The 19,619-nt window shown below is 64.6% G+C and carries 17 protein-coding genes; 4 read left to right on the forward strand and 13 right to left on the reverse strand.

Going from position 1 to position 19,619, the window contains the following annotated elements:
- The 3 genes from WAW17_RS07580 to WAW17_RS07590 all read right to left on the reverse strand — a co-directional run.
- Positions 1-987, reverse strand: a 987-nt coding sequence (locus WAW17_RS07580; RefSeq protein ID WP_422332399.1) for an AAA family ATPase, incomplete at its 3' end; no start/stop codon positions are given.
- A 205-nt stretch (positions 988-1,192) separates the two neighbouring features.
- Entirely contained in the window at positions 1,193-2,707 is a 1,515-nt protein-coding gene (locus tag WAW17_RS07585; protein ID WP_422332400.1) for an NlpC/P60 family protein, read from the reverse strand.
- Between the two features lie 378 nt (positions 2,708-3,085).
- A complete protein-coding gene (locus tag WAW17_RS07590) occupies positions 3,086-3,724 on the reverse strand; it encodes a DUF6676 family protein (RefSeq protein ID WP_422332375.1) in 639 nt (212 codons plus the stop codon).
- A 256-nt stretch (positions 3,725-3,980) separates the two neighbouring features.
- Between WAW17_RS07590 and acnA the strand changes: the two genes are divergently transcribed.
- Together acnA and WAW17_RS07600 are read left to right on the forward strand one after the other, a co-directional pair.
- The gene (gene acnA, locus WAW17_RS07595; RefSeq protein ID WP_422332376.1) at positions 3,981-6,785 is read left to right on the forward strand and encodes an aconitate hydratase AcnA; all 2,805 of its coding nucleotides are present in this window, start codon (positions 3,981-3,983) and stop codon (positions 6,783-6,785) included.
- A 93-nt stretch (positions 6,786-6,878) separates the two neighbouring features.
- Positions 6,879-7,445 carry a TetR/AcrR family transcriptional regulator gene (locus WAW17_RS07600; RefSeq protein ID WP_422332377.1) on the forward strand — a complete coding sequence of 189 codons (567 nt, stop codon included), beginning with the start codon at positions 6,879-6,881 and terminating at the stop codon, positions 7,443-7,445.
- On the opposite strand, the gene WAW17_RS07605 is transcribed toward WAW17_RS07600, so the two are convergent.
- Positions 7,398-7,667, reverse strand: a complete 270-nt coding sequence (locus WAW17_RS07605; RefSeq protein ID WP_422332401.1) for a helix-turn-helix domain-containing protein — start codon at positions 7,665-7,667, stop codon at positions 7,398-7,400. The two genes, WAW17_RS07600 and WAW17_RS07605, sit on opposite strands and share 48 nt — an antisense overlap.
- Before the next feature lie 98 nt (positions 7,668-7,765).
- Positions 7,766-9,397 (reverse strand): ABC-F family ATP-binding cassette domain-containing protein, encoded by a 1,632-nt coding sequence (locus WAW17_RS07610; protein WP_422332378.1) that lies wholly within the window; start codon positions 9,395-9,397, stop codon positions 7,766-7,768.
- A 617-nt stretch (positions 9,398-10,014) separates the two neighbouring features.
- Between WAW17_RS07610 and WAW17_RS07615 the strand changes: the two genes are divergently transcribed.
- Entirely contained in the window at positions 10,015-11,163 is a 1,149-nt protein-coding gene (locus tag WAW17_RS07615; RefSeq protein WP_422332379.1) for a lycopene cyclase family protein, read from the forward strand.
- A gap of 31 nt (positions 11,164-11,194) precedes the next feature.
- Positions 11,195-12,118 (forward strand): Ku protein, encoded by a 924-nt coding sequence (locus WAW17_RS07620; protein WP_422332402.1) that lies wholly within the window; start codon positions 11,195-11,197, stop codon positions 12,116-12,118.
- Between the two features lie 26 nt (positions 12,119-12,144).
- Here WAW17_RS07620 and WAW17_RS07625 read toward each other — a convergent pair whose 3' ends face one another.
- The 8 genes from WAW17_RS07625 to sufB all read right to left on the reverse strand — a co-directional run bounded on the left by WAW17_RS07625 (position 12,145) and on the right by sufB (position 19,592).
- Positions 12,145-12,606, reverse strand: a complete 462-nt coding sequence (locus tag WAW17_RS07625; protein ID WP_422332380.1) for a DUF4334 domain-containing protein — start codon at positions 12,604-12,606, stop codon at positions 12,145-12,147.
- Positions 12,603-13,721 (reverse strand): NAD(P)-dependent alcohol dehydrogenase, encoded by a 1,119-nt coding sequence (locus WAW17_RS07630; protein ID WP_422332381.1) that lies wholly within the window; start codon positions 13,719-13,721, stop codon positions 12,603-12,605. The genes WAW17_RS07625 and WAW17_RS07630 overlap by 4 nt, the downstream gene beginning before the upstream one ends.
- A gap of 150 nt (positions 13,722-13,871) precedes the next feature.
- Entirely contained in the window at positions 13,872-14,294 is a 423-nt protein-coding gene (locus tag WAW17_RS07635) for a metal-sulfur cluster assembly factor (RefSeq protein WP_422332382.1), read from the reverse strand.
- On the reverse strand, positions 14,291-14,761 hold the full coding sequence (gene sufU / locus WAW17_RS07640; RefSeq protein WP_422332383.1) for a Fe-S cluster assembly sulfur transfer protein SufU: 471 nt from the start codon (positions 14,759-14,761) through the stop codon (positions 14,291-14,293). Before sufU ends, WAW17_RS07635 begins: the two co-directional genes overlap by 4 nt.
- Positions 14,761-16,029, reverse strand: a complete 1,269-nt coding sequence (locus tag WAW17_RS07645) for a cysteine desulfurase (RefSeq protein WP_422332384.1) — start codon at positions 16,027-16,029, stop codon at positions 14,761-14,763. The genes sufU and WAW17_RS07645 overlap by 1 nt, the downstream gene beginning before the upstream one ends.
- 6 nt (positions 16,030-16,035) lie before the next feature.
- On the reverse strand, positions 16,036-16,860 hold the full coding sequence (gene sufC, locus WAW17_RS07650) for a Fe-S cluster assembly ATPase SufC (protein ID WP_422332385.1): 825 nt from the start codon (positions 16,858-16,860) through the stop codon (positions 16,036-16,038).
- A 45-nt stretch (positions 16,861-16,905) separates the two neighbouring features.
- On the reverse strand, positions 16,906-18,135 hold the full coding sequence (sufD, locus tag WAW17_RS07655; protein WP_422332386.1) for a Fe-S cluster assembly protein SufD: 1,230 nt from the start codon (positions 18,133-18,135) through the stop codon (positions 16,906-16,908).
- Positions 18,135-19,592 (reverse strand): Fe-S cluster assembly protein SufB, encoded by a 1,458-nt coding sequence (sufB, locus tag WAW17_RS07660; RefSeq protein ID WP_422332387.1) that lies wholly within the window; start codon positions 19,590-19,592, stop codon positions 18,135-18,137. The genes sufD and sufB overlap by 1 nt, the downstream gene beginning before the upstream one ends.
- Positions 19,593-19,619 lie beyond the last annotated feature (27 nt).

The following is a 19,619-nucleotide window of genomic DNA, read 5'->3' on the forward strand; positions in this document are numbered from 1 at the left end:
GATCACATCGTCCGGTGTCACCTCGTCGGCGAGCGCATCGTACGAGAGCACGAGCCGGTGACGCAGCACATCCGGAATGACCTCCAGAACATCCTGGGGCACCACATAGTCGCGTCCCCGCAGCAACGCCAGCGCCCGCGCCGACGAGATGATGCCCAGGGTGGCGCGGGGCGACGCGCCGTAGGCGATCCAGCCGTCGACGTCGGCCAACCCGATGTCGGCCGGAGTTCGGGTCGCGGCGATCACCCGGACCGTGTAGTCGACGAGCGCATGGTGGACGAACACTCCGCTCGCCACCTTCTGCAACCGGACGAGTTCCTCCGGATCGAGCACCTGGTGCGGTTCCGGCACGGCGACACCCATCCGGTAGACGATCTCACGCTCTTCCTCCACCGACGGGTAGTCGACGAGAATCTTGAACAGGAAGCGGTCGCGCTGCGCCTCGGGCAGCGGATACACACCCTCGTTCTCGATCGGGTTCTGCGTCGCCATCACCAGGAACGGGTCGGGCATGTGGTAGCGCTTGCCGCCGATCGAGACGTGCCGCTCCGCCATCACCTCGAGCAGAGCCGACTGCACCTTCGCCGGCGCACGGTTGATCTCGTCGGCGAGCACGAAGTTGGCGACCACCGGGCCGAGCTCGGTATCGAACTCTTCGCGGCCCTGCCGGTAGATCCGGGTACCTATCAGGTCCGTGGGCACCAGGTCCGGAGTGAACTGGACACGCGAGAACGAGCCACCCACGACCTTGGCGAACGTCTCGACGGCCAGCGTCTTCGCGACACCGGGCACACCCTCGAGGAGCACGTGCCCCTTCGCGAGGAGACCGACGAGGATTCGTTCCACCAGCCGGTCCTGCCCGACGATCACACGCTTGACCTCGTAGATCGCCCGCTCCAACGTCTGCACGTCGGCGGTGAGACCGGAGGCGGCAGGCTTCGCGGTGTTCCGGGAGCCCGAACCGTCGGAACTACCGACGCCCTGCATACCGTTGGGGACGGCCGTGTCGGCCGGTTCCTTCCGGTCTGCGCCCTCCGATACCGCATCGTCACGTGAGGTCACCAAGAATCCACCGCTTTCACCTAGATCGTTCCGCCCGATTCACGTACTTGCTCAACTATTCCAGGTGCAAGCAACCCCCGCCGCAACCGAGCTTGGTCCGCCGAGCGGACAACTACGCCTACATCGTGGTTTACGAGACCATCCGTACAGCGTAGGGGGTCATACCGTCCCAGCGCACCGGGGATATCTTCACGGTCGATCCAGACTGCGGAGACTCCAGCATCTCCCCGTCCCCGAGGTAGAGGGCGACGTGCTGACTTGCGTTGGGACCCCAGAAGATCATGTCGCCGCGCTTCATCTCCTCCGACGGAACCTGCTCACCCGCGGTGTACTGGTAGCCGGTGTAGTGCGGTAGCGAGATACCGATCCCGGCGAACGCGTAGATCATCAGACCGGAGCAGTCGAAGCCCACCTTGTTGAAATCGCCGTAGCTGTCGGCGACACCGCCGTCACGAATCCCCTTGGTGGGCCCGTTCTCGTCGCCCCCACCCCAGGCGTACTCGACGCCGATCTGAGACAGGCCGCGGTCGATGACCGTCTCGATCGCCGCACTACCGGTGAGAGCTCCGCCATCCGACTGCTTCGATTTCGGGGTCGATTTCGGGGTCGATTTCGGGGTCGACTTGGGCGTCGGCTTGGGAGTGGACTTCGGGGTCGTCGATTCGCTGTCGTCGTCTTCGATGGTCGTGTGGGCCCGCTGCCCCGCGGCGAGCTCTGCGGCGCGATCCCGAGCCGCCTGATTCGCCGCCACCCGGGCTGCGGCCTGCGCTGCAGCCTCCTTGGCCGCGGCCGCCATCGCGACCTTCTGTGCCTCTTCGGCGCGGCGCTGCTCGTCCCACGTCGCGTATGCTTCTCGCTGCCCCTGAAGACCAGCCACGTTGCCCCGGGCCTGTTCGAGCTGCGCCTGCGAGGAAGCCCGTTCGCTCTCGATCCGAGCCTTCTCGGCCGCCTGATCCTGCAACGCCGCCCGCGCGATCGCGATAGCTTCCTGGGCCTGCGACTTCTTCGACTCGGCCTGGTCGGCCGCCACATCCGCACGCTGCTTCGCCTCACGGGCAGCGGAGTCCCGATTGGCCTCCTCGGTCCGCGCTCTCTGCAGGCCCTCGAGAACCGCATTCTGACTGGAGGCGAGCAGTTTCAGCACCTGAGCCCGGTCCAGAACATCCCCCGGGCCCTTGGCATCGAAGTACGTGGAGAATGACGAGACGTTGATGCCCCGCGTGTAGCTGGCCCGGGCGTATTTGTCGAAATCCTTCTGGACGAGTTCGATCTGGGCACCCGCGTCGCGCAGAGCCTGCTGCGACACGCTGACCACGCTCGCGGCGAGGTCCGCGGCGCTGCGGGCGTTCTGCAGGTCCACCAATGCCCGGTTCACGTCTTCGCGCTTGATCGCAACCTCGTTGTCGAGTTGCGCCAGTTGCTGGTCGGCTGCGGCGACCTGGTTGATGAGGGCGCTGACCTGACCGAGCCCCGCGCTGACCTGCGCGCCTGCCTGGGCGATCTCGGAATCGGACGGATTCGGTGGCGGCGGCGGCACGGCCGCCGCGAATCCGGGAGTGCTCACCACCAGTGCACCGACGATGCCGAGTCCGATGAGAAACCGCACCGTCCGAATCCTGCCGCGGGAGACGCCACGGAGTCCCATTCCACGTCGCGTTTGTCGCCTCACAGCTATTCTCCCTCGGTTTCGCACCGACACGCATTCCGCGCCGCACTCGTGTGGGGAGATTTCGGGCAGGCGACTACCAGGTGCCGACGAGCCCGTTGGACACGACCCACCGTCACTGTGGATACCAATCACCAGCTGCGACACTTCTTCCCCAAGAGTGCCAACTGCACCGTACGACACTTCCGGACTCCATGGAAACTTTAGTCACAAATAACACATGAGTAATTCGACCAGCGGAATTGGCGAATTGCGCCTTTCGGGCGCACGGAATGCGCGTTCTCTCGCGGCAACACGGAAAATGCGGGAAAGGAAATGGAATCCCGACGCGGACGAATCAGCAGGCGAGAACGCCGGTCACGGTGCGGACCGCCCAGCCGGACCTGTGTCCTGCCCATCCCCGTCCGCCACGCCGGCACCGTCGTCACGGCGCGTGGTTCGACGTGCCTTTACGTAGTAGACGACAGCCGATGCGATCGCGACGACGGCGACGACGACCACGGTGAGAAGGGCCCACGGCAGGCTCGGTTCGACCAGGTCGTCCACGAAGTTGTCGGCCGCGACCACGGGATCTCCGGTGTACGTGCGGTCCTGCCCCGCTTCGAGGTCGACCCTGCTGATGGAATCGCTGTACGTGCCCACCCAGCTCGGACTGAGCACCAGCACGGTGCCGCCCTCCTCCGCACCCACCTCGGTCGCAAGGTCACGCAGCTGCGAGTCGCGACCCGGATCCTCCTCGAGAACCACGATGCTCAGCTCGATGCCGTGGTTGCCGGCACGGTCGACGATCTGCGCGAGATCGGCGACGTCCTGTGCGGGAGCGGCCACCCCGTCATCGGCGAGATCTGTGATCACGTCCCCCAGGTCGACGTCTTCGGGAAGATCTGCGGACAACGGCAGTGCGGCATGGGTGGCCACCGTGGTACCGACCGGGGCCACAGCTGCAGAGGGGAGGACGACACTGAAAGGGATCATGGTGGCGATAGGGACAGACATCTCTCATCCGGGTTTGCTGTAGGTACGTAAGCCTCGCGTGCAGACTACGGCAGGGGATCCCGCGATCCCTGTCGCTGCGGACGATTCCGGGCCCGCATTCTCACAGGACAAGCGTACTGTTAGACTGTCCGAGGTACCGCGGCACCGGCTCCATTCTCGCTAGCACCACAGCGCCCGGAACGGCCGTGTCCGCAGTGCCTCCAGCCGTCGACACAGCCCCGTCGGCGGCCACCCCTCATAGACGAGTGGAGCTGACGTGAGCACCAGTATTGATTCATTCGGCGCAAAGGGAACCCTCGAGGTCGGTGAGAACTCCTACGAGATCTTCCGCCTCTCGGCCGTGCCCGGCACCGAGAAATTGCCCTATGCACTGAAGGTTCTCGCCGAGAACCTGCTTCGCACCGAAGATGGCGCGAATATCACCTCCGACCACATCAACGCGATCGCGAACTGGGATCCGTCGGCAGAGCCGAACGTCGAGATCCAGTTCACCCCCGCCCGCGTGATCATGCAGGACTTCACCGGCGTTCCGTGCATCGTCGACCTCGCCACCATGCGCGAAGCGGTCACCGCACTCGGCGGCGACCCCGACAAGGTGAACCCCCTTGCACCCGCCGAGATGGTCATCGACCACTCGGTCATCATCGACGTCGCCGGCCGCGCCGACGCCTTCGAGCGCAACGTCGACATCGAATACCAGCGCAACGGCGAGCGCTACCAGTTCCTTCGCTGGGGCCAGGGTGCGTTCGACGACTTCAAGGTCGTCCCGCCGGGCACCGGCATCGTCCATCAGGTCAACATCGAGCACCTGGCCCGAACGGTGATGGTCCGTGACGGACAGGCCTACCCCGACACCTGCGTCGGCACGGACTCGCACACCACCATGGTCAACGGCCTCGGCGTGCTCGGCTGGGGTGTCGGCGGCATCGAGGCCGAGGCAGCCATGCTCGGTCAGCCCGTCTCCATGCTCATCCCCCGCGTCGTCGGCTTCAAGCTGACCGGTGAGATCAAGCCCGGCGTCACTGCTACCGACGTCGTCCTGACCGTGACGGAAATGCTGCGTAAGCATGGCGTCGTCGGCAAGTTCGTGGAGTTCTACGGCAAGGGTGTGGCCGAGGTACCGCTCGCGAACCGCGCAACCCTGGGCAACATGAGTCCCGAGTTCGGTTCCACCGCGGCGATCTTCCCGATCGACGCCGAGACCGTCAGCTACCTGCGCCTCACCGGCCGCACGGACGAGCAGCTCGCGCTGGTGGAGGCGTACGCCAAGGAACAGGGTCTCTGGCACAACCCCGATCACGAGCCGGACTACTCGGAGTACATCGAGCTCGATCTCGGCGACGTGGTCCCGTCCATCGCAGGCCCGAAGCGTCCGCAGGACCGGATCCTGTTGTCGGAGTCGAAGAGCGCGTTCCGCAAGGACATCCACAACTACGTGGACGAGCATCACCCGGCGGACCACACACAGCTCGACGAGGCCGTCGAGGAGTCGTTCCCCGCGAGCGATCCCGCCGCCCTGTCGTTCGCGGATGACGGCGCAGTCGATGTCCAGTCGGCAGCCAACGGAGCCGAAGGCCGCCCGAGCAAGCCGGTCGCGGTCATCTCCGAGGAGAAGGGCGAGTTCGTCCTCGATCACGGAGCCGTCGTGATCGCTTCCATCACCTCGTGCACCAACACCTCCAACCCGTCGGTGATGCTCGGTGCCGCCCTGCTCGCACGAAACGCCGTCGAGAAGGGCCTGTCCGCGAAGCCGTGGGTCAAGACCTCGATGGCTCCCGGATCGCAGGTCGTCACCGACTACTACAACAAGTCCGGTTTGTGGCCCTACCTGGAGAAGCTCGGCTTCTTCCTCGTCGGTTACGGCTGCGCCACCTGCATCGGCAACTCCGGTCCGCTGGACGAGGCCATCAGCAAGGCCATCAACGAGAACGACCTGACGGCCACCGCGGTGCTCTCCGGTAACCGCAACTTCGAGGGACGCATCTCCCCCGACGTCAAGATGAACTACCTCGCGTCCCCGCCACTGGTGATCGCGTATGCCCTCGCCGGCACCATGGACTTCGACTTCGAGCACGATGCGCTCGGCAAGGACACCGACGGCAACGACGTGTTCCTGAAGGACATCTGGCCTTCTTCGCAGGAAATCCAGGAGACCATCAACTCCTCGATCAGCCAGGAGATGTACGTCAAGGGTTACGCCGACGTCTTCAAGGGCGACGAGCGCTGGCGTGGACTTCCCACCCCGGAGGGCAAGACCTTCGAGTGGGCCGAAGACTCCACCTACGTGCGGAAGCCACCGTACTTCGACGGCATGCCCAAGCAGCCGACCCCGGTCAGCGACATCAAGGGCGCCCGCGTCCTCGCACTGCTCGGCGACTCGGTCACCACGGACCACATCTCCCCCGCCGGCAACATCAAGGCCGGAACGCCCGCGTCGCAGTACCTGGACGCGAACGGCATCGACCGTAAGGACTACAACTCCTACGGCTCACGACGTGGCAACCACGAGGTGATGATCCGCGGTACGTTCGCGAACATCCGTCTGCGCAACCAACTCCTCGACGACGTCTCCGGTGGCTACACCCGCGACTTCACCCAGGACGGTGGACCGCAGGCGTTCATCTACGACGCCTCGCAGAACTACCAGGCCGCGGGCATCCCGCTCGTCGTCCTGGGCGGCAAGGAGTACGGCTCCGGGTCGTCGCGCGACTGGGCGGCCAAGGGCACCAGCCTCCTCGGGGTCAAGGCCGTCATCACCGAGTCGTTCGAGCGCATCCACCGCTCCAACCTCATCGGTATGGGCGTTGTGCCGCTGCAGTTTCCGGCCGGAGAGTCGGCTGCATCGTTGAAGCTGAACGGCACCGAGGTCTTCGACATCGAGGGCATCGAGAAGCTCAACGAGGGTGTCACGCCGAAGACCGTCAAGGTTACGGCGACCCGCGAGAACGGTGAGAAGGTCGTCTTCGACGCGGTCGTGCGTATCGACACGCCCGGTGAGGCCGACTACTACCGCAACGGCGGCATCCTGCAGTACGTGCTCCGGAACATGATCAAGAGCTAGTTCCCAGCCGACCGACGCGCACGGCGGACTCAGCTCAGCTGGGTCCGCCGTGCGCTCTTTCGGCGTACGCAAGTGTGAGACGAGGACGGGAAAGTGCCCAAGGTCAGTGAAGACCATCTCGCAGCACGACGCAGTCAGATTCTGGCCGGCGCCCGCCGCTGCTTCGCGGAATACGGATACGACGGTGCCACCGTTCGCCGTCTCGAAGAAGTGACGGGACTGTCGCGCGGGGCAATCTTCCACCACTTCAAGGACAAGGACGGCCTGTTCCTGGCGCTGGCGCACGAGGACGCCAAGCGGATGGCGGACGTCGTGGCCGAAGAAGGCCTCGTTCAGGTGATGCGGGACATGCTCGCCGATCCCGAGCAGTTCGATTGGCTGGGCACAAGGCTCGAGATCGCCCGCAGACTGCGGAACGACCCCGATTTCCGGGCCAGCTGGTCACAGCGATCCGCCGAACTCACCGAGGCGACGATTGCGCGTCTGACACAGCAGAAATCCGCGGGACGACTCCGCGACGACGTGCCTACCGACGTGCTGATCGGTTACCTCGATCTGGTCCTCGACGGGCTGGTCGCCCGGATCGCGTCGGGCCACGCCAGTGACAACCTGTCAGCTGTCCTCGACCTCGTCGAGGAATCGGTTCGGCGGCGCGACTGACGGGGCTCGGGACCGGCCGCGATGTGCTCCACCTCGCCCCCGGAGCGGTACCTCGGACTCCGCCAGTATGTTGCGCACGAATCCGTACGATCTGCCCATCTCCCGAGCGAGCGAGCGAATGCTCGCCCCCGCCTCGTACCGAGCTTTCAATTGCGCCTGTAACTCCGCGCGCGACTGCCCGGTGATACGGGCGCTCTTGGCGAAGACTCCGATGTCAGCCATGAACTCCTCCGGTCGACGAGCGACGGTGATTTCACGGTAGAGCGCAGCGCGGCGGATTTCCACGTCTGAAGTGTCACCACGGTGCCACCAACGGCCGCTCAGGCGAGCTGGATGAGCTCCAGGTACTCCTGCGACCAGTGATCCTCGGTGCCGTCCGGCAGCAGGATCACCCGTTCCGGATTCAGCGCTTCGGCCGCACCCGGATCGTGGGTGACGAGGACGACAGCGCCGGTGTAGCTGCGCAGGGCGTCGAGCACCTGCTCACGCGAGATTGGGTCCAGATTGTTGGTCGGCTCGTCGAGCAGCAGAACGTTGGCAGCCGAGGACACCAGTCCCGCGAGCGCCAGGCGGGTCTTCTCACCACCGGACAGCGTGCCCGCGGGCTGCTCGAGCTGTGGACCGGTGAACATGAACGCGCCGAGCAGGGAACGCAGTTCCTGTTCCCCGGTGTCCGGGGCGGCGTGCCGGATGTTCTCCCACACCGTCGCCCGGTCGTCGAGGGTGTCGTGTTCCTGCGCGAAGTAGCCGATCTTCAGTCCGTGCCCGGGAACGAGACCGCCCGCATCCGGCTTCTCGACGCCGCCGAGGATACGCAACAGGGTGGTCTTTCCGGCACCGTTGAGTCCCAGGACGACCACCCGGGAACCGCGATCGATCGCCAGGTCCACCCCGGTGAAGATCTCGAGTGAGCCGTAAACCTTGGTCAGGTTCTCGGCCATCAACGGAGTTTTGCCACACGCCGCCGGCTCGGGGAACCGAATCCTGGCAACCTTGTCGGCGACCCGCTCGGCGTCGAGATCCGATATCAACTTGTCGGCACGCTTCGCCATGTTCTGGGCGGCAACCGCCTTGGTGGCCTTGGCACCGAGTTTCGCGGCCTGGGTACGCAGGGCGCCGGCCTTCTTCTCCGCATTGGCGCGTTCACGCCGACGACGCTGCTCGTCAGTCGCACGCGCGTCGAGATACTTCTTCCAGCCCATGTTGTAGACGTCTGCCTCACCGCGCACCGCGTCGAGGAACCACACCCGGTTCACGACGTCGTTCAACAGGTCGACGTCGTGGCTGATCACGATGAGCCCACCGTCGTGACTCTGCAGGAAGCCACGTAGCCACGTGATCGAGTCGGCGTCGAGGTGGTTGGTCGGTTCGTCGAGCAGGAGCGTGGTGTCGGAACGTCCGCCGCTGCCGTCCGAGGCGGCGAACAGGATACGGGCCAATTCGACGCGGCGACGCTGTCCACCGGACAGGGTATGCAACTGCTGACCCAGGATGCGGTCGGCCAAGCCCAAGCTGTTGCAGATGCGGGCCGCTTCGCTCTCCGCCTCGTATCCGCCGAGGGACGAGAATCGTTCCTCGAGGTTGCCGTACTTACGGATGGCCTTGTCCCGTTCCGCGTCGTCGACCACCTCGGCCATCAGGATTTGCTGCTTCTCCATGTCACGCAGAAGCGCATCGAGCCCCCGGGCAGAAAGCACACGATCCTTCGCGAGCATGTCGAGGTCGCCCTCCTTGGGGTCCTGCGGCAGATAGCCCAGGTCGCCCGTCCGTACGACGGACCCGGCGTACGGCTCGCCCTCCCCCGCAAGGATGCGCAGGGTGGTCGTCTTTCCCGCACCGTTGCGGCCGACCAGCCCGATGCGGTCGCCGGGCTGTACCCGCAAAGCCGGTCCGGGGGCAGACAGCAAGGTCCGCACACCGGCTCGGACTTCCAGGTCGGTAGCGGTAATCAACAAGAACTCCTCGGGAAAGCGTCGCGCAATGAAGCGAAAGGATGTGCACACGGCACACGAAACCTTCATTTTACCGTGAACAACGACGTGCCAACGCTCGGCTGCCAGTGATCCCGCTAACGTTGCGCCTCGGCGGTCCGGTCCGGCCGAGAAAATTCTTCGCCCGTCTGTCATTGCGATCCAGAAAAGGGTTCGTGCGGTGGGGAGATGTTTGCCGGAACTGTGTCGTGTCGGTTCGCTGGCGGAGGAGTGAATAGTTCTGTATTTTGTGGTGTTCCGTCTGGGGCCGACTCAACTGCTGTAGTAGGACTGGGATATCCGAACGCGTGGTTCGCGGGCGCTTCGACCGCGGCGGCGACAATGCACCTGCCTTCGTCGGCCGTCGGAGGTCCCACGCCAGGAGCCCCGAACTCCCCGTCTGTCGCTCCGCAAGACCCTTCCGGCGGTCCCCTCCCCCGCAAGAAGGTCTCCTCCGGGAAAACGCGAGCCGACGGCCGACCCTCCCCTTGTCGTCGAGGTGTCGGATCCAGGCGGATATTCGCGAATTCAATGCATTCCGTCCGATTCCGATTCGGAATCGGATTCTCGACGGATGCGCGACATGACAGGCTGGTCATGTGACGGCCTTACCTCGACCACCCATCTGGGACGTCGCGATCGTGGGACTCGGCCCGGCCGGCCGGGCACTCGCCCACCGTGCGACAACCCTCGGACTGTCCGTGGTGTCGGTCGACCCCCACCCCCAGCGAAGGTGGACCGCCACCTACGCCGCCTGGGCCGACGAACTGCCAGACTGGCTCCCTCGAGAGTCGGTCGCCTGCACGATCACCCGACCGTCCGCATGGACGACACGGCGGCAAACGATAGAGCGCAGCTATTGCGTGTTGAATACATCGCAACTGCAGTCAATACTCGAGAGTGAATCCGGAACTGTTGTCGCAGGTAGAGCGATTGACCTCTCCCCTACCCGGGTGCGACTTGCCGACGGTGCAATCATCGAAGCACGGGTAGTCGTCGACGCACGCGGCACCGGTGACAGTCCTGATCTCGCTCAGCAAACCGCCTATGGTGTCGTCGTGGATTCCGTCACCGCCGAACAGGTGCTCGGCGGTGACGAGGCTCTGTTCATGGACTGGCGATCAGACAACGGTGCCGACGCATCCGACCCGCCGTCCTTCCTGTATGCGATTCCTCGCGGCCACGACCGATATCTGCTCGAAGAAACGTGTCTCGTCGGACGGCCACCGCTGCCGCTCGCAGAGTTGGCCACTCGCCTGCACCGGCGCCTTCACCACCGCGGTGTGTCCGTGCTTCCGGGCGCGGACGTGGAGCGGGTCCGATTCGCAGTCGAACCGCCCCGCGGCAACGATCGCCGTGCCTATGCGATGCCATTGCGGTACGGCGCGCGCGGCGGGCTGATGCATCCCGGCACCGGGTACAGCGTGGCGGCGTCGCTCGCGACAGCCGAAGCCGTGGCGCACGCCCTGCAGGACGGCGACCGGGATGCCCTCTGGCCACGGCGTGCCCGGACGGTGGCATCACTGCGCTCGGTCGGCCTCGACGTCCTACTGAATCTCGAACCCAGCGACGTTCCGATATTCTTCGAGAATTTCTTCGATTTGTCACCACAACTGCAAGCCGCGTACCTGTCCGAGCGAACGAACCTGCGGGGTACGGCAACCGCGATGGGACGGATGTTTTTCGGCTCCCACGCGGATATCCGCCGCGTAATCGTGCGGTCCACGATTCGGCGAGTTGTCGCGTGAACTCTCGCGCGAACCCGAGAAGCAGACCATTATGGAACGCATGCGGTCGATATGGAAAGGTTCGATAGCGTTCGGACTGGTCAATGTGCCGGTCAAGGTCTATTCGGCCACCGAGGACCACGACATCAAGTTTCACCAGGTCCACGCCAAGGACGGCGGCAGGATCAAGTACAACCGTGTGTGTACCGAATGCGGCAACGTGGTGCAGTACGCCGATATCGACAAGGCATACGAGTCCGACGACGGTGTCCGCGTCGTTTTGACGGACGACGACTTCGCCAAACTCCCCGCCGCGGAGAAGCACGAAATTCCGGTGCTGCAGTTCGTGCCGACCGAACAGATCGATCCCATTCTTTTCGAAAAGAGTTATTTCCTCGAGCCCGACTCCAGCTCGCCCAAAGCCTATGTGCTGCTTGCGACGGCCCTCGCGGAGAGCGACCGCACCGCGCTGGTCCACTTCACCCTGCGCCAGCGCACCCGGCTGGCCGCCATGCGATCCCGCGACGGTGTGCTCGTGATCCAGACACTTCTCTGGCCCGACGAGGTACGCGCCGCCGAGTTCCCCTCTCTCGACAACGTCGAGAAGCCGAAGGCCAAGGAACTGGCCATGGCCGAGACACTCGTCGGCAGCATGGCCGAGGATTTCGATCCCACAGAGTTCACCGACGACTATCAGGTGCAGCTTCGTGAACTGCTCGACGAGATGATCAGTTCCGGTGGAAAGAAGGTCATCCCGGTTGCAGAGGTCGAGAAGGTCGGCGCGGACGCCGAGGTGGTCGACCTGGTCGCGGCGCTTCAGCGCAGTGTCGAGGCGGCCGGGAAAAAAGCAGCCCCGGCCAAGAAACCTGCGAAGACAGCTCCGACCAAGGCTGCAGCCACGAAGTCGGCTTCCAAGTCGACAGCCTCGAAATCGACCGCCTCGAAATCGAGGACTACCGAACGTAAGCGAGCTTGATGTTGTAGCGCGAGCGAGAAGCCAGGTCAGTCCCGATCGAGCAGGAAGTAGAAGTGCTTCCCCTCGTCGAGCGCTATCCCCTTGCCGTTCATGATGCCCATGACGGTGCCGTCGTCGACCTTCTTGAAGTGATCGAACACCGCCATGCCGTCGTAGACCATGGTGGCAGTGCTCTCGCCGCGGAACTCGACCATCCAGAGGCTCGCCCCGCCCCGCCCGGACTCGGTGTCGGAGTACAACTCGCCCTCGGCATTGCGGCAGATCAGGGGCTGGACGTCGAGTGGCGAATCGAACCGCTTGCCGTACCAGCCCGACTTCTCGAGAATCTTGCTCGTGCGATGCCCGGTATCGAACGCGGAACCGCGCCACTGGCCGGTCAGTTCCTCGATCCGCACGGTCTGCAGACGGCTCCACATCGCGTCGAGATCAGCGGGATCGATGAGCCCTTCGCGGCGGCGCAAGTTCTCGAAATCCTGTCGGATGCTCATTCTGAGATTTCCTCCTCGAAGGTGAGTACTGCTTTGGCCACACGTCCTTCGCGCGCATCGGCGATGGCGGTGCCGATCTGCGCGAAAGGGTATGTGGTGATCATCTTGTCGAACGGAAAACGTCCCTCTCGCCACAAATCGATCAGGCGGGGCACGAAGAGATGCGGATCGACGTCGCCCTCGATCACACCCGTCAGGGTGCGTCCCATCAGCAGGTGGGACTGGTCGATCGCGACCGGGTTCTTTTGTCCCCGCAGTCCCAGGGTGACACAGGTGCCAGGCGAGTCGAGCACCGCAAGAGCATGTTGGATCACGGATTCGGTGCTGACGGTGTCGACGGAGTAGTCGACACCGCCGCCGGCCACTTCACGGATGTGCTTGGCAGTCCGGGGATGGCCCTCGGGATCGACAACCGCGGTGGCGCCCAACGCCTCGGCGAGTGCCCGCCGTTGCGGCGAAGGATCGACCGCGATCACCGAGGTGCACCCCGCGACGACGGCAGCCATCACCGCCGACAGACCCACCGGTCCTGCACCGAACACCGCGATCGACGTTCCGGACTCCGGACGCATCACTTCCATCACTGCACCTGCCCCGGTCTGGATTCCACAACCGAGAGGACCGAGGAGTTCAAGAGGAACATCGACGGGCACCTTCACCGCGTTGCGGGTGCTCGCGACCGCCAGCGTGGAGAACGACGACTGGCCGAACCAATTCCCGTGCACCGCACCGGCGTGTGCGTCCCTCATGGTGGCTGTCCCGTCCGGACGGAGACCTCCGTAGTTGAGAGCGGCGAACCGGGCGCAGTACGCGGGTCTGCCGCGCCGACACTTCACGCAGTCGCGACAAGAATCGAAACTGAGAACCACATGGTCCCCCACCGACAATTCCTGTGAGTCCGGGCCCGTCGCGACGACGACACCCGCCCCTTCGTGCCCGAGAACCGTCGGAAACCGGAGCGGGACCCCGCCGGACATCGCCGTGAGGTCGGTATGGCAGATGCCGACACCTGCCATCCGTACCAGGACCTCGTGCGAGCGGAGATCCTCGATCGAAACCGGACGCCGGTGCAGCGTGCCGTTCACCTCGTCCAGCACCGCAGCGTTGGCTCGCATGGGACACCCTCTTTCGACAATCCGGATCATATGCGAATCTCCGTTAACTTCCACGGAGCGTACCTGATGCGCTGCCCCCAGAAACACGGAAGGGGCCCGGCGAGCAAGATCTCGCTGGGCCCCTTCCGGACATGGAGGGTGATGCGTGCGTCAGACCGTGAAGCCGAGTGCCCTCAGCTGCTCGCGGCCGTCCTCGGTGATCTTGTCCGGTCCCCACGGCGGTAGCCAGACCCAGTTGATCCTCATGTCGACACACAGATCACTGCGAACCAATGCGCCGCGCGCCTGATCTTCGATCACATCAGTGAGCGGACATGCCGCAGATGTCAACGTCATGTCGATGGTGACGACTCCGTCGTCCTCGAAGATCCCGTAGACAAGACCGAGGTCGACGACATTGATACCCAGTTCGGGGTCGACGACGTCGCGCATGGCTTCTTCGAGTTCGTCGAGTCGTTCCGGATCCGGAAGAGTTCCGGAACCTTGTGCGGCACCGAATTCCGCAGTGGAATCGGGGTTCGGGTTCACCGGGGCGGTCACCTCGGACTCCTGTGCTGCTTGTGTCTCGCTCATGATGCCTGTCCTCCGATTCCCGCAGGTGCGCCGTCCACGATCTGAACAACGGCATCCTTGAATGCCATCCATCCCAGCAGCGCGCACTTGACGCGAGCCGGGTACTTCGAAACGCCGGCGAAGGCGATTCCGTCGCCGAGGACGTCTTCGTCTCCTTCGACGGATCCGCGGCTGCCCACCATCTCGCTGAAGGCCGCAACCGTCCGCAACGCCTGTTCGACGGGCATGCCCACCACCTGGTCAGTGAGGACCGAGGTGGATGCCTGGCTGATCGAACAGCCCTGCCCGTCGTACGACACGTCGGCTACCGTTCCGTCGTCGGCGATCTGCACCCGCAGCGTGACCTCGTCACCACAGGTGGGATTCACGTGGTGTACCTCGGCGCCGTACGGTTCGCGGAGGCCGCGGCCGTGCGGGTGCTTGTAGTGATCGAGGATCACTTCCTGGTACATCTGTTCCATTCGCACTATGCACTCCCTGCTTCGCCGGCCCCGAAGAACTCCTGGGCCCGCCGTATCGCCTTCGCCAGAATCTCCACTTCGTCCACCGTGTTGTACAGGGCGAACGAGGCCCTGGCGGTGGCCGCGACACCGAACCTCCGGTGCAGGGGCCATGCGCAGTGATGACCGACGCGGATGGCCACACCCTCGTCGTCGAGAATCTGGCCGAGATCGTGGGCGTGGATGCCGTCGACGACGAAAGACACAGCGCCGCCACGTTTCTCGGTCGTGGCGGGACCGATGACCCGCACCCCTTCGATGTCCGCGAGTGCCGCAAGTGCCGCTTCGACCAGTGTGTGCTCATGTGCCGCAACGGCGTCCATCCCGATGTTCTCGAGATAGCGGACCGCGGCCGCGAGCCCGATGACCTGCGAGGTCATCGGAACACCCGCCTCGAATCGCTGCGGCGGAGGTGCGTAGGTCGTGCTCTCCATCGTGACGGTCTCGATCATCGATCCGCCGGTGATGAACGGGGGCATCGCGCCCAGCAGTTCCCGGCGCCCATAGAGAACGCCCACACCGGACGGACCGAGCATCTTGTGACCCGAGAACGCCGCGTAGTCCACGCCCAGCGCATGGAAGTCGACCACCATGTGGGGTACCGATTGGCAGGCATCGAGGACGACCAGCGCCCCGACAGCCTTCGCGCGCCGCACCAGTTCCTCGACCGGGCTGACCGCACCGGTCACGTTGGACTGGTGCGTGAACGAGACGACCTTGACGGCGTCCGTCAGTTCCAGCGAATCCAGGTCGATGCGACCGTCGTCGGTGACGCCGTACCAGCGCAGAGTCGCACCGGTCCGACGCGCGAGTTCTTGCCACGGAACGAGGTTCGCGTGATGTTCGAGCTCGGTGATGACGATCTCGTCACCGGGGCCCACGTGCCGCTCGAATCGCTCGTCACCGAGAACGTGAGTGACCAGGTTGAGCGACTCCGTGGCGTTCTTGGTGAAGACCAGCTCATCGGCCTCGGCACCGACGAAGCCGGCGATGGCTGCCCGCGCCTTCTCGTAGGCGTCGGTCGCTTCCTCGGCGAGCTGGTGTGCGCCGCGGTGAACCGCGGCGTTACACGTGGTCAGGAAATCGCGCTCGGCGTCGAGTACCTGAACCGGCCGCTGCGAAGTGGCTCCGGAATCGAGGTACACCAGCGGCTTTCCGTCGCGCACCGTCCGCGCCAGGATCGGGAAGTCCTCCCGGATCCGGGTGACGTCGAGTGCACGCACCGAGGTGGTCATCTGTGTTTACGCTCCCTGTGTCGCGGTGGCCTGGGTGAAGCGCTCGTACCCGCTCGCTTCGAGTTCGTCGGCGAGCTCCGGGCCGCCGGACTCGACAACGCGACCGCCGACGAACACGTGCACGTAGTCGGGCTTGATGTACCGCAGGATGCGGGTGTAGTGCGTGATCAGCAGGATGCCGCCGTTCTCGCGCTCCTTGTAGCGGTTGACGCCCTCGGAGACGACACGGAGCGCGTCGACGTCGAGACCGGAGTCCGTTTCGTCGAGGATGGCGATCTTCGGCCGGAGGAGACCGAGCTGCAGGATCTCGTGGCGCTTCTTCTCACCGCCGGAGAAACCTTCGTTGACACTGCGCTCACCGAACGAGGGGTCGATGTCGAGTTCGGTCAGTGCTTGCTTGACTTCTTTCACCCAATGACGCAGCTTCGGTGCCTCACCTCGCACGGCTGTGGCCGCGGTACGCAGGAAGTTGGACATCGACACGCCGGGCACCTCGACCGGGTACTGCATCGCGAGGAATAGACCCGCACGGGCGCGTTCGTCGACGCTCATCTCGAGTACGTTCTCACCGTTGAGGGTGATGGTTCCCGATGTCACCCGGTACTTGGGGTGGCCGGCGATCGCGTAGGACAGCGTCGACTTGCCGGAACCGTTGGGGCCCATGATCGCGTGGGTCTCGCCGGAGCGGACCGTGAGGTTCACACCCTTGAGGATGTCGATCGGCTCGGCGTTCTCGTCGGTATTCGCGACGTCGACATGGAGATCCTTGATCTCCAGCACGGACACGTCGGGGATGGACGATTCAGTGGTAGTCGATTCAGGGGTAGACATTATGTTCCTTCGGGAAAATGGGAGGTAGTTGACTGCGCGGCCCGATCAGACGCCGACCGCGGCGAGTTCGGTTTCGACGGCGGCCTCGAGGCGTTCGCGAATTTCGGCGACCGCGATCTTATTGATGATCTCGTGGAAGAAGCCCCGCACGACAAGTCGCCTCGCCTGGTCTTCGGGAATTCCACGGGCGCGCAGGTAGAACAGCTGTTCGTCGTCGAAGCGTCCGGTGGCGCTGGCGTGACCGGCGCCCACGATCTCACCGGTCTCGATCTCGAGGTTGGGAACCGAGTCGGCGCGGGCGCCGTCGGTGAGCACGAGGTTTCGGTTGAGCTCGAACGTGTCGGTCCCTTCGGCCTCGGCCCGGATCAGAACGTCGCCGATCCACACGGTGTGGGCGTCGGGCCTGCCCGAATCGGGGTCGCCCTGCAGTGCACCCTTGTAGACGACGTTCGACTTGCAGTGCGGCTGTGAATGATCCACCAGCAGTCGCTGCTCGAGGTGCTGACCGGCGTCGGCGAAGTAGAGGCCCAGCAGCTCGGCGTCGCCGCCCGGCCCGTCGTACTTGACGGTCGCGGACAGGCGGACGAGGTCTCCACCGAGGCTGATCGCAGTGTGGCGCAGCACCGCGTCCCGTCCCAGCCGCGCATGATGCGCCGCGACGTGAACCGCGTCGTCGGCCCAGTCCTGGACGGCGACCACGGTGAGGTGGGCGCTGTCACCGAGGACGAACTCGACGTTCTCCGCGTAGGTTCCGCTGCCCCGCTGATCGAGAACGACCGTCGCCTTGGCGAAGGGTTCGAGACGAATCTGCAGATGGCCGAACGCCACCTTGCCCTCGCCGGGACCGGTGACGGTGATGCTGACGGCGCCCTCGACCTCGACCTCACGTTCCACGGTCAGAACGGTGGCCGTCTTGAACGACGAATAGGCCTGGGCGGCAATACGATCGGCCGGGACACCCGCCTTGCCGAGCCGCTCGTCGTCACGACCGACCGTCTCGACGCGCACCAACTCGGGGGCGGCGACATCGACGGTGATCGCACCGTCGGCCACGGCCGTCCCGTCGTGAAGTCCGCGGAGGCGGCGCAGCGGCGTGAACCGCCACACTTCGTCGCGCCCACCCGGAACCTCGAAGGCATTGACATCGAACGAGGTGAACACCTCACCCTTGTTCGTGATCGGCGAACCGGTGGCGGTTTTCACGATGCGGGGGTTCTCTCCCGCAACTGCTCCCGCGACACCGAGCTTCTGAGCACCAGTTTCTGGCGTGGTCACTAACCCACCGCCCCTTCCATCTGCAGTTCGATCAGGCGGTTGAGTTCGAGCGCGTACTCCATCGGGAGTTCCTTGGCGATCGGCTCGACGAATCCACGGACCACGGTCGCCATTGCCTCGTCCTCGGTGAGGCCGCGGCTCATCAGGTAGAACAACTGGTCGTCGCTCACCTTCGAGACGGTGGCCTCGTGGCCCATCGTGACATCGTCCTCGCGGATGTCGACATACGGGTAGGTGTCCGACCTGCTGATCTGATCGACCAGCAGGGCGTCACACTTGACCGTGGACTTGGAACCGTGGGCGCCCTTGTTGACCTGGACGAGTCCGCGGTACGACGCCCGGCCACCGCCGCGGGCAACCGACTTGCTGACGATGGTGGACGAGGTGTGCGGCGCGAGGTGGAGCATCTTGGCACCGGTGTCCTGGTGCTGTCCCTCACCGGCGAACGCCACCGAGAGAACCTCGCCGCGGGCGTGCTCGCCCATCAGCCACACCGCGGGGTACTTCATGGTGACCTTGGAACCGATGTTGCCGTCGATCCACTCCATCGAACCGCCGGCCTCCACCTTGGTGCGCTTGGTGACGAGGTTGTAGACGTTGTTCGACCAGTTCTGGATGGTGGTGTAACGGCAGTGGCCGCCCTTCTTCACGATGATCTCGACCACCGCGGAGTGAAGGGAGTCCGACTTGTAGATCGGCGCGGTGCAACCCTCGACGTAGTGCACGGACGCGCCCTCGTCCACGATGATCAAGGTCCGCTCGAACTGACCCATGTTCTCGGTGTTGATACGGAAGTACGCTTGCAACGGGATATCCACATGGACGCCCGGCGGGACGTAGATGAACGAACCACCCGACCACACCGCCGTATTGAGCGCGGAGAACTTGTTGTCACCGGCAGGGATGACCGTTCCGAAGTACTCACGGAACAACTCCGGATGCTGCTTCAGCCCGGTGTCGGTGTCCAGGAAGATGACGCCCTGCTTCTCGAGATCCTCACGGATCGAGTGGTACACCACCTCGGACTCGTACTGCGCGGCGACACCGGCGACGAGGCGCTGCTTCTCCGCCTCCGGGATGCCCAGCCTGTCGTACGTGTTCTTGATGTCCTCGGGCAGGTCTTCCCAGCTCTCTGCCTGCTTCTCGGACGAGCGCACGAAGTACTTGATGTTGTCGAAGTCGATTCCCTCGAGGTTGGAACCCCAGTTCGGCATCGGCTTCTTGTCGAAGGTCTTCAGCGCGCGCAGACGGACGTCGAGCATCCAGTCGGGCTCACTCTTCTTCGACGAGATGTCGCGCACGACGTCCTCCGACAGACCGCGCTTGGCGCCGGCGCCTGCCACGTCGGAATCGGACCAGCCGTACCCGTACTGCCCGAGCGAGGCAATGGTCTCTTCCTGCGTGAGCGGCTCCGCGGCCGACGCAGTGGTTGTCGCCTGGTCTGATGTGACGGTCATGCGAGCTCCTTCCGGAGTCTTGTTACG

This window comes from Rhodococcus sp. (in: high G+C Gram-positive bacteria) (genome assembly GCF_049286785.1).
Classification (GTDB): domain Bacteria; phylum Actinomycetota; class Actinomycetes; order Mycobacteriales; family Mycobacteriaceae; genus Rhodococcus_F.

Excerpts from the sequence above, each read along its gene's own strand:
- WAW17_RS07585 (WP_422332400.1), bottom strand. The coding sequence starts at position 2,707 with ATGGGACTCCGTGGCGTCTCCCGCGGCAGGATTCGGACGGTGCGGTTT.
- WAW17_RS07590 (WP_422332375.1), bottom strand. The coding sequence starts at position 3,724 with ATGTCTGTCCCTATCGCCACCATGATCCCTTTCAGTGTCGTCCTCCCC.
- WAW17_RS07605 (WP_422332401.1), bottom strand. The coding sequence starts at position 7,667 with ATGGCTGACATCGGAGTCTTCGCCAAGAGCGCCCGTATCACCGGGCAG.
- WAW17_RS07620 (WP_422332402.1), top strand. The coding sequence starts at position 11,195 with ATGGAACGCATGCGGTCGATATGGAAAGGTTCGATAGCGTTCGGACTG.
- WAW17_RS07625 (WP_422332380.1), bottom strand. The coding sequence starts at position 12,606 with ATGAGCATCCGACAGGATTTCGAGAACTTGCGCCGCCGCGAAGGGCTC.
- WAW17_RS07630 (WP_422332381.1), bottom strand. The coding sequence starts at position 13,721 with ATGCGAGCCAACGCTGCGGTGCTGGACGAGGTGAACGGCACGCTGCAC.
- WAW17_RS07635 (WP_422332382.1), bottom strand. The coding sequence starts at position 14,294 with ATGAGCGAGACACAAGCAGCACAGGAGTCCGAGGTGACCGCCCCGGTG.
- WAW17_RS07645 (WP_422332384.1), bottom strand. The coding sequence starts at position 16,029 with ATGACCACCTCGGTGCGTGCACTCGACGTCACCCGGATCCGGGAGGAC.
- sufC (WP_422332385.1), bottom strand. The coding sequence starts at position 16,860 with ATGTCTACCCCTGAATCGACTACCACTGAATCGTCCATCCCCGACGTG.
- sufB (WP_422332387.1), bottom strand. The coding sequence starts at position 19,592 with ATGACCGTCACATCAGACCAGGCGACAACCACTGCGTCGGCCGCGGAG.